Annotated in this window: 10 protein-coding genes and 1 other annotated feature; of the genes, 4 read left to right on the top strand and 6 right to left on the bottom strand. The window is 41.2% G+C overall.

Annotated elements, in window-relative coordinates; genetic code table 11:
• Window positions 1-193: 193 nt before the first annotated feature.
• Entirely contained in the window at window positions 194-1,435 is a 1,242-nt protein-coding gene (gene tyrS, locus L1611_RS03450; protein WP_236311685.1) for a tyrosine--tRNA ligase, read from the bottom strand.
• A 77-nt stretch (window positions 1,436-1,512) separates the two neighbouring features.
• Window positions 1,513-1,728: a binding site (T-box leader), on the bottom strand.
• A 142-nt stretch (window positions 1,729-1,870) separates the two neighbouring features.
• On the opposite strand from tyrS, the gene L1611_RS03455 reads away from it, so the two are divergent.
• Window positions 1,871-4,681: a transglycosylase domain-containing protein gene (locus L1611_RS03455; RefSeq protein WP_236311686.1), complete on the top strand. Its 2,811-nt coding sequence runs from the start codon at window positions 1,871-1,873 to the stop codon at window positions 4,679-4,681.
• 60 nt (window positions 4,682-4,741) lie between these two features.
• On the opposite strand, the gene L1611_RS03460 is transcribed toward L1611_RS03455, so the two are convergent.
• Both L1611_RS03460 and acsA read right to left on the bottom strand, forming a co-directional pair.
• The gene (locus L1611_RS03460; RefSeq protein WP_236311687.1) at window positions 4,742-7,852 is read right to left on the bottom strand and encodes a GNAT family N-acetyltransferase; all 3,111 of its coding nucleotides are present in this window, start codon (window positions 7,850-7,852) and stop codon (window positions 4,742-4,744) included.
• A gap of 147 nt (window positions 7,853-7,999) precedes the next feature.
• Entirely contained in the window at window positions 8,000-9,715 is a 1,716-nt protein-coding gene (gene acsA, locus L1611_RS03465) for an acetate--CoA ligase (RefSeq protein ID WP_236311688.1), read from the bottom strand.
• 163 nt (window positions 9,716-9,878) lie between these two features.
• On the opposite strand from acsA, the gene L1611_RS03470 reads away from it, so the two are divergent.
• From L1611_RS03470 to L1611_RS03480, 3 genes are read left to right on the top strand one after another with little or no spacing between them, the layout of a single operon-like run.
• Complete coding sequence (locus tag L1611_RS03470; protein WP_236311689.1) at window positions 9,879-10,511, top strand: GNAT family N-acetyltransferase; 633 nt, start codon at window positions 9,879-9,881, stop codon at window positions 10,509-10,511.
• Window positions 10,512-10,522: 11 nt separating this feature from the next.
• A complete protein-coding gene (locus L1611_RS03475) occupies window positions 10,523-11,152 on the top strand; it encodes an acetoin utilization AcuB family protein (RefSeq protein WP_236311690.1) in 630 nt (209 codons plus the stop codon).
• Complete coding sequence (locus tag L1611_RS03480) at window positions 11,149-12,309, top strand: acetoin utilization protein AcuC (protein ID WP_236311691.1); 1,161 nt, start codon at window positions 11,149-11,151, stop codon at window positions 12,307-12,309. Before L1611_RS03475 ends, L1611_RS03480 begins: the two co-directional genes overlap by 4 nt.
• Before the next feature lie 158 nt (window positions 12,310-12,467).
• On the opposite strand, the gene L1611_RS03485 is transcribed toward L1611_RS03480, so the two are convergent.
• The 3 genes from L1611_RS03485 to L1611_RS03495 form a co-directional block, all read right to left on the bottom strand.
• Window positions 12,468-13,820 carry a S8 family serine peptidase gene (locus tag L1611_RS03485; protein ID WP_236311692.1) on the bottom strand — a complete coding sequence of 451 codons (1,353 nt, stop codon included), beginning with the start codon at window positions 13,818-13,820 and terminating at the stop codon, window positions 12,468-12,470.
• Between the two features lie 452 nt (window positions 13,821-14,272).
• A complete protein-coding gene (locus tag L1611_RS03490; protein WP_236311693.1) occupies window positions 14,273-14,485 on the bottom strand; it encodes a hypothetical protein in 213 nt (70 codons plus the stop codon).
• 350 nt (window positions 14,486-14,835) lie between these two features.
• Entirely contained in the window at window positions 14,836-15,165 is a 330-nt protein-coding gene (locus tag L1611_RS03495) for a hypothetical protein (RefSeq protein ID WP_236311694.1), read from the bottom strand.
• Between the last annotated feature and the right edge of the window lie 22 nt (window positions 15,166-15,187).

The raw sequence follows: 15,187 nt of genomic DNA on the forward strand, positions 1-15,187 counted from the left end.
GAAAAGGAATCCTAGAAATATTGAGTATAATCCTAGAAATTTGAAGAGGAATCCTAGAAAATACAAACTGAATCCTAGAAATTTTGAACATAATCCTAGAAAAAACAAACTGAATCCTAGAAATTAGTAAAAAGGAATCGCAAAAAATTCTTAACACAGGAAAAAGAGCCGTCCACTGACGGCTCTTCCCTATTTATTTTTTTATCTTGACAAACTTCCGTTTACCAACTTGGATGATCATGCCGTCTTCAACTGCAATCTGCTGCTGAACATCATCCACTTTCTCCTGATTGATCTTCACTCCGCCATTCTGGATCATACGGCGTGCTTCCCCTTTTGAATTCAACAAGCCAAGATTTACAATCATATCGACAATCCAAATTTCGTCTTCGCCCTTCCAGGCATGTTCAGGAATATCGTCAGGCAAGGCCCCTTTTGAGAAAACGGTCCGGAAATGCTTTTCAGCAAGCTCTGCCTCATCCATGCCATGGTACATCTCCACAAATGTTTTTGCTAGTTTGATTTTCATATCTCTTGGATGTAGTTCTCCACTTTGGATACCCTCTTCAATCGCTCTAATTTCGTTCATTGGAACTGGTGTTGCAAGCTCAAAATATTTAATCATCAAGTCATCCGGAATCGACATCGATTTCCCGAAGATTTCATTCGGATGCTCATCAATTCCAATGTAGTTGTTAAGGGATTTAGACATCTTACGGACTCCATCCAAACCTTCGATCAACGGTACTGTCATCATCACTTGCTTCTCTTTCCCGTATTCTTCCTGAAGTTGGCGGCCCATCAATAAGTTGAACTTCTGATCCGTTCCCCCGAGTTCGATATCACTTTCAAGTGCCACTGAGTCGTAGCCTTGCATCAACGGATAAAAGAATTCATGGATCGAAATTGGCTGGTTCGCTTTATAACGTTTCTCGAAATCATCACGCTCGAGCATTCGGGCTACTGTAACCTTTCCTGCTAACTCGAGTACATCTGCGAAGTTTAATGTTGACAACCATTTCGAGTTGAAGTGGACCTCCGTTTTATCCATATCGATGATCTTGCCGAATTGTTCTACATAAGTTTTTGCATTTTCCCTGATTTCATAATCCGTCAGCTGTTTCCTAGTTTCCGACTTTCCGGTTGGATCTCCGATTCGACCAGTGAAATCACCGATCAGCAGCTGGATATCATGCCCGAATTCTTGAAATTGGCGAAGCTTGTGTAAAACGACTGTATGTCCGACATGAACGTCAGGTGCCGATGGATCGAGGCCAAGCTTGACCTTCAACGGCTTACCGGTAGCAATCGACATTTCAAGCTTCTTCTTCAAATCCTCTTCAGGAACGATTTCAACGGTTCCCCTTTTTAAAATCGTCAGCTGCTTTTCAATCTCTTCCTGTTGTGCAGCTGTGAGTATATGTTCTTTTCCCACTTTCCTTCATCCTTCCCTTTTTATCTATCTTTTTTGGAATTTGATTATTGGTAAATAAAAAACGCCCCTTTCATAATGAAAGGAACGTATATACGCGGTACCATCCTTCTTGAAGCATCAATCGCTTCCACTTCATTCAGATAACGGTAAAGGTTACCGCCTTTTGCTACTATTTTTTCACAAAAGGTGCTCGAGGAGGTAATTCACAGTATTCCTTTGTTCTGGTTTTCACCGGACACCAGCTCTCTGTTTACAGGGAGGAAACTGCTACTTATTCCTGTCTATGCTCTATCAGTATGTAAAAAAGTATAATCATTTTGTACCACATTCATAATCGAAATGTCAAATTTACTCCTCTAGTTAATCAACATGAAAGGTATTCCATATGTTGTCTATGTGCTATAATGAAAATTGGAAATTTAGGGGGGTATGACCATGAATCACCTATCATCCTTCATCAATAAAGTGAAACATTACATGAAGGTTTTAGATGATAAGAACATTTTTAAAATTAGTCGGATAACAGGGAAAGTAGTATGGAACCTGTTTTTAGTCTTGTTAGTCTTAGCGGTTGCCGGCGGCTTTTTTGCAACTGGAGTTGGTGCTGGTTACTTTGCTTCACTTGTCAAAGACGAAGAAATAAGAACGTATGACAATATGAGAGGCGAAATCTACAACTATACAGAAACTAGTAAAATATATTTTACTGATGGAACCTTGTTAGGTAATCTCCGTTCTGATATCGTTCGTCAAGAAGTGGATATCAAGGAAGTTTCACCTCATTTGGTAGATGCAGTCATCGCGACGGAAGACGAATATTTTCAAGAGCATGAAGGAATTGTTCCTAAAGCGATTGCCCGTGCAATTTTCCAGGAAGTTACCGGTGCGGCAGTTCAAACGGGTGGTAGCACATTGACACAGCAGCTCGTAAAAAACCAGATGCTGACTAGGGAGGTCTCTTTTGATCGGAAAGCAAAGGAAATGCTTCTCGCTTTAAGATTGGAGCGGTTCTTTGAAAAAGAAGAAATACTAGAAGCATACCTTAATATCGTACCATTCGGACGGAATGCTTCAGGTCATAACATTGCTGGGATTCAGGCCGCAGCTCAGGGGATTTTCGGTGTGGATGCTAAAGATCTGAGCCTTGCACAGGCCGCTTTTATCGCAGGAATGCCGCAAAGTCCATTCGGATACACCCCATTCACGAATGATGGAAAAGTCAAAGAGAATTTAGAGCCTGGGCTCAACAGGATGAAGACGGTACTGTCGAGAATGCTTTCTGGTGGATACATAACCAAAGAGCAATACAATGAAGCTCTAGCACATGATGTTACAAAGGAATTCACTAAAAACTCGCCAAGCCCATTTGAAAATTATCCGCATTTGACGATGGAAATCGAACGCAGAGCAGTTGATGTCATGAAGGTGAAATTAGCAGAGCAGGACGGTAAGAAATATTCCGAATTGACTCCGACTGAAAAGAGCAGCTATCAAAAAGCAGCCGACCTTGAATTAAGGAAAAATGGTTACAAAATTGATATTACAATCGATAAAGAGATTTATGATGCATGGCAAAAAACAAAAAATAAAGTCGCATATGGACCTGATACAACAAACCCTGAAACAGGTGAAAAAGAACTTGAAGATGTAGGTGCCATGCTGCTCAAGAATGATACAGGGGAAATTCTAAGTTTCGTCGGTGGGCGTGATTATGAGCAAGAAAACTTGAATCACGCGACACAGTCGTATCGACCGAACGGCTCCACAATGAAACCGATCCTTGTATATGCTCCGGCAATGGAGATGGGGTTGGTGCAACCCGGATCGATCATACCAGATACAAAATTTACGTATGCAAATAAAGGTGGAGCTAAACCATGGAGTCCAAATAACTACGATGGCAGATACCATGGATTGGTAACAGCTAGAGAAGCATTGAAAAAGTCTTATAACATCCCTGCTGCTCGTACGTATGTAAAGATGGACCGGTTAAAAGCGACTGAATACCTTTATAAGATGGGATTCACGACTTTAAGTGAAGAAGAACGCCATTACCCTTCACTTTCCCTTGGAGGTATGACTACAGGTGTTACTGTGGAAGAAGCAACGAATGCCTATACCACTTTCAGCAATCAAGGAAAGTTCGTCGATGCCTATATGATCAAATCGATCAAGTCCAAAGATGGCGAGGTCGTATATGAACATAAATCGAAGAAAACAGAGGTCTTCTCTCCTCAAACCGCTTATTTGACTTTAGATATCATGCGGGATGTCGTACGGAGCGGGACTGCTGCAGGATTACCAAGCATGCTTAAACATCCATCCGTTGATTGGGCTGGTAAAACAGGTACGACCCAAGATTTCCATGATGCCTGGTTCATTGGGACCAACCCTACTTTAACGATGGGCTTGAGACTCGGCTATGATACTCCTAAAAAAGTTGCCACAGGTTATGGCCCTCGAAGCCAACGGATATGGGCAGCACTTATGAACGCGGCATATGACGTGAGACCTGAATTGTTGACGACAGAAAAACATAAACGTCCAAGCGGGATTACAACAGCTTCGTTCTGTGGAATCTCTGGTAAACTTCCGTCTAAGTTGTGTAAAGAGGCGGGGCTTGTGAAAACCGACCTGTTTAACGTGAAATATTTGCCTAAAGAAGAGGACGACAGCTTGCAACAAGTGAAATATGTTGTCAATTCAGAAGGTAAGAAATACAAAGCTGCCGGGAATACACCTGGAGGATTCACTTCTGAAGGAGTCATGATCAATAAGGATTATTTTGATAGCATCAATTTAGATAACTTCATCAAAGACGATTGGGACAATATCATTGGTGATGATGAACTGAAGGATAATGGCAAAGCACCTGGGGCAGTATCACTGAAACGAAGTGGCTCAACGCTGAGCTGGAATGCTTCAGGGGAAAAAGATGTTATCGGTTATCGAATTTATCGTACAGCAAATGGAAGCGATGCTTATTCTGCAGTCGGTGAAGTGAGTGGCGGAAATAAAACGAGCTTTAAGATTTCAGGCGGAAACTTCACTTATATTGTCCGCGCGGTTGATATATCAGGAAATGAATCGAAGAACAGTGACCCAGTGAAAGTGGGAGAAGATCCTAAGGAAGATAAACCGAAAGATCCACCGCCAACGAAAGAAAAGGATAAGCCAGAGCCTCCTCCACCGGGGGATGACCCTGAAGTTGATCCGGAGAATGACCCTGAAGGTCAAAACGGTTGATGAACGAAAAGGACCTTATCAAGTAATGAACACTTGATAAGGTCTTTTTTGAATGTTTTGCTATTTGCTAGTAAACCGGATCGACTTCAGATCATCTAAAGCGCTGTCTGGAATAGGTGTTTGAGTGCCGAGGAAGAATACAGGTTTGGTAAACATCCGCATCCCATTTTCTGAATTAAGCTTTGTATTGATCTCCAGGAACATGACTTCCTTGTTGATATAAGAACTTATACGAGAATCATTCGAATCCGCTATGATCTGGAGCAGACCTTCATGCTCATCGGAGCCGAATGAGACACTTCGTGTGACCGTTATTTGCTGCTCCCCTTTTCCACCATAGATCTTCTTCCACTCACCATTTGCATTCTGGAAGTACCCCCAGCTATGTTCAAACTTCGAACTAGGGTTGAAGAAACAATTCGAATCCCAATTTTTCATGCTCATATAGTTCCCGGTACTTTGAATGATTTCCGTTGTCTGACATACGACAGGCGTACCTGGTAAAAGCAAGAAGTATTGATGATATTCAAATCCTCTATATTTCTCGTTCTCTTCAAGTCGAACGACAATCTTGATCCCTTTCCATTCATTTCCTTTAGAATCCTCTAATGAAACGAATTCGGTATACCGCTTCTCTTTTAATAAAGACCTTTGACTAACATCCCGCAGTCTATGCTCAATTCCCCCTGACCAAGGATTCCACCATGACTTTGCTTTCACTTCCGGAAACGAACAATCAAGCCACTCTTGATTGTTCCATTTTAATGAATAGAGTCCTGGATAGAAGTCAGGAGCTACAGATATCTCCATTAAACCATTGTCGCATTTGAAGACTCCCACACTTTCCTTTACCGCTGTCTCAAAACGGATTCCTTCTTTTCCAGTCTTGACATAAAGAGAGGATTTCTGTGTTTCGATTGCATCTAGTTTTAGATTCGCCGTCAATATTCCTGATTGCGGCAATTCAGTCAATGGCACTTTAAAGTCCTTTATCTTAATCGCTTCATCTGAGCGTAGCTTTTCCTTTGTCAGTATTTGACTACCTGAAAAAAATTCTACAACGCCATTTAGATAAGAAGCTTTGTAATCTAATACCTTAATTTCAATCGAATCCTCAGTAATGAATGGATTATGGTCATTGACATTGATTTCAAGGTGTTCTGTCAAAGCCCTATGATCAGATGAATTCTGAGTTGCAAATTCCCTGAAGGATCGCCAGTCTTGAAATGCTCCGATGGAAAGATGGACCGGCTCCGTTTTCACGATTTCATGTGGCCTTAACCTGCCGATCCGGTTTTCAAAATAAACGAACCAACCGCCAAAGTTAATTTTATCCTGCTTTGACCAGCTTAGTCCCCTTGGGTTTTCGTCATCCCTTGAAAATATCCAGTTTTCGGTGACGGAATCCCCTTTCCAATATTGATGATAGGAACCGATTGAATCCTTCAATTCTATCAATCTATTCTCATAAGGGATGACTGCTTTTTCTAGCGTATGATAGACCGGATTGTTAATCCATAGCTGTTCATCCAGTGTATGGGAATTCGTATTTTCCACTTCGTAGTGATGTTCAATCAACCCTTCGGAAAATAATTTAGCGATAGCATGGATCTTCACACCTGGATAGGACTTTGAGCGATATGTTGCCCTGTATCCTATTGAACGATCATCTTTAATAAACTCGACTTTTTCAGCTTTTCCCTTGGAAAATTCTTCAGAAAAAGGTTTTCCCAGACGAGGATACATGAACGCAGAATCCTGGTCCTTAGTCTGCTTTCTCCCTGGGATCAGCCAGTTATCGAATTTCTGAAGCCACATATGGTACTGGCCGTTATAGAAATTGTAGTTCTCTTCACTCTCACCGCAGAACCTGGCTCCGATTCCTTTGAAAGCGACACTCACTTTCCTCTTAAAAACAACCTGGGAACCATCAGCCTTTTCTGCAGTAATCTCAACTTCAGGAGAATAAAATCCGTGCCCCTTGAGCGTATACCCGATAGGAACCGAACACCTTGACTTTGGCTGCAAGGTAACATCAACCTTATTTTTCACTGAACTGAATAATTCACTTTCAGGTAACGTAAATGAAAATGTTACTGTTTCTTTGTAATTGTTTTCAATGTCTACATATAAACTGGAAGACTGACCAATGAAGGAGAGGTTCTGATCGATGTGACAACTCACATTCGCTGGAAATTTAGGCAGTACTCCGACCTGTAATTTTGCCGTTTTTCCGTTAATCAATACATCCGTATCGACGGTTGGGTGGGTTCTCCAAACGCTCTGTTCTTCTTCAATCCCTTCGACAAAAAATGGCGTTTCGATGACCTCCTCATCCCCTACATCAAGATAATCCGTTTCAAAAGAGAATTGGATGTTCTTGTTGCCACTTCCACGGAGGGAAACAGTCAAAGGATTTCCACTCTTATTTTTGATGTGGTAACGCATTGTATACCGGGAACCGAAAACCAACTTGAAGTCCTCTACTGTAACAGAAATTTTATAATCATCCGTCTCGATCGACCTGAGCCCGCGTCCAAAGCGCTCGAATTGCATCTTCAACATTTCTCCACGTTTGACCCATGAGTATTCATAGTAATGGAAATCATTCTCTGTTACGCCGTCCGGCTTTATTTCAATCGTTCTTGTACTCGACTCATACCAATTCAAATCCTTGAAGTATTCCTGGACCGCTTCCGTATGTAATACAGTCGGCATGAAGTTCATCAGATGGGTAGCATCGTCCCTCTCTTCCCAGAAAAATCCGCATTTTTTGTATAACGGGACCGCTTTCGTATTACCGGGCCAAGTATATAAATCAAGACGTGGCCATTTTAGTTCGATAACACGTTCCAATGCTTTCAGAACAAGCTTCTTTCCGATTTTTTTACCGTGATAATCACCTCGTACGTTCAGTAGGGGAATGTATAAAGCTCCCTCATCCTCCCTATATTCACTAAGACTGCAGTACCCAACCACCTTTTCACCTTCTAAAGCAAGGTATAGGTGGAGATTGGTCGAATTAGCTTCTTGCTTGAGGACTTGTTCTTCTGTCTGTACTGTATTCCCGCCTCCCCAACCATCCTGGCTATTGTTCCACATTTCAGCAACTGCTGCTGCATAACTAGGTTCATACTCTACAATTTTGATCTGATCGACCATTTGAGTCATTTTCCAACCCCCATTTCCTTCCTACACATCTACTTTAACATAATTTTACAAATAACGGTTTGAAAGAACAAAAAAGCATGTGATGTCGTATGGAATCACATGCTTATGCTAATTCTAAACCATATTATGTTCATCTCTCCGTTATTATTAATCTTCCATCGTAGACAAATCGCCTGTCGGGAGGTCTAGTTCCCATGCCTTCAAGACCCGGCGCATTATTTTACCGCTTCTTGTCTTAGGAAGCTTATCTTTGAATTCGATTTCCCTTGGCGCAGCATGTGCAGCCAATCCTTTTTTCACAAAGCTGCGTATCTCTTCTTTAAGTTCATCATTGGGTTCATAACCTGTTCGCAGTGCAATGAACGCTTTTATGATTTCACCACGTACTGGATCTGGTTTTCCGATGACACCCGCTTCGGCAATGGCAGGATGCTCGACGAGCTTGCTTTCCACTTCAAACGGACCGACACGTTCACCGGAGGTCATGATGACATCATCAATCCGGCCCTGGAACCAGAAGTATCCTTCTTCATCCATATAGGCTGAATCACCTGAGATATACCAATCACCTGTCGTGAAATAGGATTCATACTTTTCAGGCCTGTTCCAGATTGCTCTCATCATTGAAGGCCAACCTTTTTTTATCGCAAGGTTACCCATTCTGAACGGCGGAAGCTCGTTTCCTTGATCATCGATGATCGCTGCCTTTACACCTGGAATCGGTTTACCCATCGATCCAGGTTTGATCTCCATGGACGGGAAGTTACTGATCAATTGAGCACCAGTTTCTGTCATCCACCAATTGTCATGAATACGAAGTCCGAACACTTTCGATCCCCAACGGACAACCTCCGGATTCAATGGTTCACCTACACTTAGGATATGACGCAAGCTTGAGAGATCAAATCGCTTGACCACCTCATCACCTGCTCCCATCAACATACGGAATGCCGTTGGAGCACTATACCAGACAGATACTCCATATTTTTCAATGGTGGAGTACCAATCTTCCGGACTGAATCGGCCTCCACGAATAACGTTCGATGCACCATTCAACCATGGAGCGAAGACACCATAAGAGGTACCAGTCACCCAGCCAGGGTCTGCCGTGCACCAATATACATCATCATCTTTCAAATCAAGGACCCATTTCCCTGTTTGATAATGCTGAAGCATTGCATTATGCACGTGCAGGACACCCTTTGGTTTCCCTGTAGAGCCTGAAGTATAGTGGAGAATCATACCGTCTTCACGATCGACCCATTCGATATCGAGGTCTTTGGTTGCATTCTCCATTCGCTTGTAGTAATCCGCATATGTGTCATCTTCTTGCACATTTTCACCAACTAGAATCACGTGCTTGAGTGCAGGTAATTTTTCAACTGGTACACGGTCAAGAAGAGCAGGAGTCGTCACAAGGACCTTCGCTTCGCTATCTTCAAGCCGGTCAGTCACTGCCCCTTCCATAAAGGCTTCAAACAAAGGACCAACAATCGCACCGACTTTCAGTGCTCCGAGAAATAAGAAGTAGAGTTCAGGGGAACGAGGCATAAAGATGAATACACGGTCCCCTTTTTCTACATCCAAATTCCTCAGCACATTACCTGCTTTATTAGAGTAATCCTTCATTTCCTTGAACGTATATTTTTCATCTCGTTTTTGGTCTGAAAAATAAAGGGCTACCTGATTTTTCTTTGATGATTCAGCATGACGGTCGATTGCCTCGTAAGCCATGTTGACTCTGCCTGTGGATGACCAGGAGAAATTCTTCTCTACCTCTGACCAATCAAAAGAATTATAGGTAGTTTCATAATCTTGTAGGTTATATTCACCATTGATAACAGGAAGCGCTTCCACTTTCATTATTCGATCTCCCCTTTATTTAAGATTTAGATTAAGTATATCAACATTTTCGATTATTCTCAATTTTAATACTGTTCCTAGTATTTTGGTTTGAAAACGCTTACTTGTTATGATTTCATGTATAATAAAGAGTAGAGAATGAATACAGGTGGTGAACCCGAGTTTGAAGCATCCAAAAATCTATAATGCAAAAACTATGAATACACCTAAGGGGAAATTGATTTTAGAAGGGCCGATCAAGCCGACGACTCTCGCAAGCTACGAATTCCATGAAGACCTCGTTGCGTTCCGGCCTCCTGCTGAACAGCATAAAGCGTTGATTGAAATAGCAGGACTGCCAGAGGGGCGAATCATCATTGCACGCTATCAAAATACGATTGTTGGATACGTCACATATGTCTATCCTGATCCTCTTGAACGCTGGTCACAAGGTAATATGGAGAATTTGATAGAGCTCGGAGCAATTGAAATCATCCCGGAATTCCGCAACTATAAAATCGGTAAAAATCTATTGAAAGTATCGATGATGGATGATGCTATGGAAGACTACATCGTCATCACAACCGAATACTACTGGCATTGGGATTTGAAAGGCACCGGATTATCTGTTTGGGATTACCGGAAAGTCATGGAAAAAATGATGAATGCGGGTGGTTTGGAGTGGTATGCAACAGACGATCCGGAAATAAGTTCTCACCCTGCCAATTGTTTGATGGCCAGGATCGGGAGCCGTGTTGACCGTGAATCGATTCAGAGATTTGATCAACTCCGTTTTCAAAATCGTTTTATGTATTAGGAGGTCCAAAGATGAAAGTCGAAGCTATGATGAAAACAGAAGTCATTTCCATCAGGAAAAATGTCAGTATTGAAGAAGCTAAGAAACTGATGGAAAGCCATCGGATTCGCCATCTTCCAATTGTTGATGAGCAAAAAAATCTGGTGGGGATCGTTTCTGATAGAGATTTGGTTTTGGACCGTATTCCCAACCAAAAATCTCCTAGTGATATAGAAGTACAATCGGTAATGGTCAAAGAGGTGATCACATGTCATCCATACGATTTTGTTGAGGAATTGCTATCGATTTTTTATGAAGAACGTATCGGATGTATTCCCGTTGTGAAAGACAATGAAATCGTCGGGATGATTACTGAAAGGGATATGCTTTATACGTTGATACAGCTGACAGGGGCACATCAGCCAAGTTCACAGTTTGAAGTTAAAGTGGAAAACGTATCTGGCAGGTTAGCGGATGTGACAGCTGTGATCAGGAATCATAACGTTAATATCAACAGTGTTCTCGTCTATCCTGGAGAAACAGATGTAACCAAAGTACTTGTCCTTCGTGTGCAGACCATGAACCCTATACCGATCATCAATCATCTGAAATCGGAGGGATACAATGTATTATGGCCGGACACCTCAGGAGAATTCGTATGACAAAGCCGATTTTTGTTTTTTCTGATCAGCTTTTGAGCTATAAGTTCAGTAATCATCACCCGTTCAATCCGTTACGATTTCAAATGGCATATGAGCTTTTAAAAGAAACAGGGATTCTCTCAGACGATCAGATCGTCAAACCCCGTAAAGCGACTGATGAAGAAATTCTGCTTGTACACAACAAAGATTATCTGAATGCAATAAAAAAGGCTGGCCTAGGGCAACTTCCCGAGTCGCTGCGGTCAAGCTTCGGCTTGGATACAGATGACACGCCTATTTTTAAAGACATGCATGAGGCAAGTTCTTGGCTGGTCGGAGCGACATTGACCGCCACAGAGCAAGTTTTTGAAGGGAAAACAAAAAAAGCGCTGAGTTTAGGTGGCGGATTGCATCATGGGTTCAGGGGCAGGGCATCTGGATTTTGCATTTATAATGATAGTTCCATAGCAATTGAGTACATGAAGCAAAAATATAATGCCCGTGTCCTGTATATTGATACAGATGCCCATCATGGTGATGGTGTCCAATGGGCTTTTTACGATGACCCGGATGTATGCACGTTTTCCATTCATGAGACCGGTCGTTATCTATTCCCTGGTACTGGGAATGTATCCGAAAAAGGAGCCGGTAAAGGATATGGATACTCCTTCAATCTACCTGTAGACGCCTTTACTGAGGATGATTCATGGATACCTATACTTGAGGAAGCGATCGATGAAATTGTCAAGTTCTTCAAACCCGATATCATCATCAGCCAAAATGGTGTAGATGCTCACTATTGGGACCCATTGACCCATCTTTCCCTGACGATGAAGTCCTATCGTAAAATTCCGGAATTGGTCAATCGTGCAGCGGATCGTTACACAGAAGGACGTTGGATTGCCGTTGGGGGTGGAGGCTATGATATTTGGAGAGTTGTACCGAGGGCATGGTCTATGATTTGGGCAGAAATGAATGGAATTGAACTTCAAGGTACACTACCTGAAGCATGGCTGACAAAATGGCAGGAAAAAGCGCCTGTGGATCTTCCGTCGAGCTGGGATGATGGAGCAGACCTCTATCCAAGCATTCCGAGAAAGCAAGAAATTTGTGACAAAAACCACGTCATGCTGCAAAGAACCTTACAGCATATCCGGAATGAAAAAAAATCTGTGTAGTGAAAGCCGGATAGAATATAAGTATCTAGATAGGTACTTCTATAACATATCCTGAGTTTTTTGAGATTAAAATTTAAAAAACGGCGTACCAAAACTGTTGTCAGTTGGCACGCCGTTTTTTTTAATTACATCTGTACCAAAAAAGCAGCTTTAATATATTACTTTACTGCATTATATGCATTTACTACACCATGACCAAAGATTGGATCATAACCGTTTTTTCCTGCATCATCCGCAGTTTGTTGTAAATGTGTTTGTACTTGGCTTGGAGATGGCTTCTTTCCTGCATCTTTATAAACTTTAGCGATATATGCAGCAGCCACTCCAGCAACTTGTGGTGAAGCCATTGAAGTTCCGCCCTTCCAGCCATAGCCTTGCGAACCGAATTGTGCAACTCCAGTTGGAGAATTTAAATAAGTCGGAACAGTACTTAATACTAACCATTTGTAATCACCAGGTACGCGTGTTCCATTATAATCAGGACCTAAATCTCCACCTGGAGCAGATAGATTAATATTTCCGTTTCCATAGTTGGAATAGAATGCAAGCCGGTCCTCTGTACCAAAGCCTCCGCCTAGAGCAGAAACAGTAATTAGACCAGGGATTTGAGCAGGAACTTTAAATGCAGCACCTTGAACATCATAAGCAGCTGTTGCCGGATTCGCATCTAAAGTAGCATTATACCAATCAGCTAGCTTTGCGGGGTTGCTTAAATCTTGACGGTCGTTCCCTGCAGAAGCCACAACTGTTACATTTTTATTAGCAGCATAACGAATAGCACGATTGTAAGCCACCATATCAGCAGCGTCATTACCTAAACGGATCTTCTCGCTTGTACCAGGATCTGTGTAATACCACTGTCCAATTACTCTTGTACCACCTAAACTCATATTGATTACATCCACACCATCATCCGCAGCAGCAATAATAGCATCCGTAATCCAAATTTGCTGTGCACCACCTGTAGCACCGAATACTCGGTATGAACGTAGTCCCACCTCAGGTGCAATACCTTTAATACGGCCATTTGCACCGATTGTTCCAGCAACGTGGGTACCATGGCTGTTGAAATCTTGTGCATCATTTGTTCCAGGAACAAATGTTTTTGAATTAGAAACAATATTATCCTTTAAATCAGGGTGGTCGAAATCAATGCCAGAGTCGATAATACCGACTACAACATCTTTACTGCCACTTGAAAGGTCATGGCTCGCACCCTTATTAGTTACCCGCTCAATATCCCATTGCCATCCAGCTTCCCAAATGCTTTCATTCTCTGGAACAGGTTGTAATCCACTTTGCTCAACGTCAGCAGCAGTTACCTCAACTTCAGGTAAATCTATAGATACTTCCAATGAAGGAGCAAGGCTCGAAACATTTGTGTTTTTTACTAACGATTTAATAAATGCAGTAGGATTAGAAGTTGTAGCCTCAACTGTTCCAATCTTAGCTACCTCATACGTTACTTCTCCTCCAGCCTTCTCAATGATTGACTTGTAATTTGCAGGCAAGCTGTTTTCAGATTTAAAAACAACTAAAAATGCCTGCTTAGAGCTTGATTTTTCTTGTGGGGTGCCAATGCGCTGAAACTAAATGATGAAAAAGCAAGTAAAACACCTAAAAATAGGAAAAAACCTTTCTTCATGTACTTCATCCTTTCCAGGTTTTATTTTTCTGTTCCACGATATCTATTCAACTTATCGGAAAGGACTTCCTTCTCTACAAGTTTATATTTTTCGACATTTATTGGCACAATTAGTTCAATAGAAGCAGTGAGTTTATGAAAATTATAAAAACTGATAAACACTTTGTTGAATCGTGGTGAAAAGATAGGAAATAAGATAGATACATCAGGATTGGACACTCAAATGCCGCTTTTGATGGATATTGATTGTCATTCAAACACCGCCTTTTAATCAAGGAGGCTTACCCTATTTGTTTAAAGAACGATTTTTTAAACGTTTTACTTTTGGTCTAATTGCCGGCTGATTTTAAATAAAAGCCTAATGATTTCTGCTATCCCTAACATCAATAAACCAATAAAAATGCTCGCTATGGATGATAAAATAATAGTCCCATTCTTCATATCCAATGTTTCTTGTACAAATACTCCAAAACCTATAGCTATAACGCCTGCAACAAGTAAAATAATTCCTGCAACATTTACATTTTTCAAACTGAACACTTCTCTCTTTAATAACTTTCATTGACCGGTATCTGGTGACTTTTTTCAATAATGTTAAAAATCTTTAACTATTGCTTTTCTTTTCAAAAGTAGAAGCGATATGAATATATAAGTATAGTAATCCAATAGCCAGGGGAATGTACGGAAAGTAATAAACAGACATTTTCATAAATGCCATTGGTTTTTCAGGATAAGTTTTCTCTGCGTTCATTATAATCACTCGGACAGCGAAAAAAAGTATTAGTGAAGTTGATATATAAATTGCAGAAATTAAATGGCTCAAATAAATGCCTCCTCCTATTTTGAAGTGGAGCACTTCCATTACGTTGGTCTGTACTCTTTTATTGAAAGGAAATCTGCTTATTTATATTATTCCCCTTAGAATAATAAAGGACATCTTTATTCATTTTTAAAGCATATTCGATTTCCTTATTGGTACTATTGCCTATATAACCGTTAACATCGATAACAAAAATTTCGTCAGCCATATCAATCTTTTTAAAATGAATTTCCTGGAATAATCTTTCTTGCTCTTCAGTAATTTTTATTCCTTCACTTTGTTCAAAAAAACCAAGGCTAATTACAATGTGACCTTGTAGAGTCAGGGATGCCTCCATTTCTCTAAACTGTTTCTTGAATTTGGTGGAACCACATAAAGTAATAACTCTCATAGAACCCCTCCCCTTCTTATCA

It is taken from the genome of Pseudalkalibacillus salsuginis, assembly GCF_021646685.1.
Classification (GTDB): domain Bacteria; phylum Bacillota; class Bacilli; order Bacillales; family Fictibacillaceae; genus Pseudalkalibacillus; species Pseudalkalibacillus salsuginis.

What these genes read in the sequence shown, in the direction of transcription:
- L1611_RS03455 (WP_236311686.1), top strand. Translation starts at nt 1,871, where the DNA reads ATGAATCACCTATCATCCTTCATCAATAAAGTGAAACATTACATGAAG.
- L1611_RS03460 (WP_236311687.1), bottom strand. Translation starts at nt 7,852, where the DNA reads ATGACTCAAATGGTCGATCAGATCAAAATTGTAGAGTATGAACCTAGT.
- acsA (WP_236311688.1), bottom strand. Translation starts at nt 9,715, where the DNA reads ATGAAAGTGGAAGCGCTTCCTGTTATCAATGGTGAATATAACCTACAA.
- L1611_RS03475 (WP_236311690.1), top strand. Translation starts at nt 10,523, where the DNA reads ATGAAAGTCGAAGCTATGATGAAAACAGAAGTCATTTCCATCAGGAAA.
- L1611_RS03480 (WP_236311691.1), top strand. Translation starts at nt 11,149, where the DNA reads ATGACAAAGCCGATTTTTGTTTTTTCTGATCAGCTTTTGAGCTATAAG.
- L1611_RS03495 (WP_236311694.1), bottom strand. Translation starts at nt 15,165, where the DNA reads ATGAGAGTTATTACTTTATGTGGTTCCACCAAATTCAAGAAACAGTTT.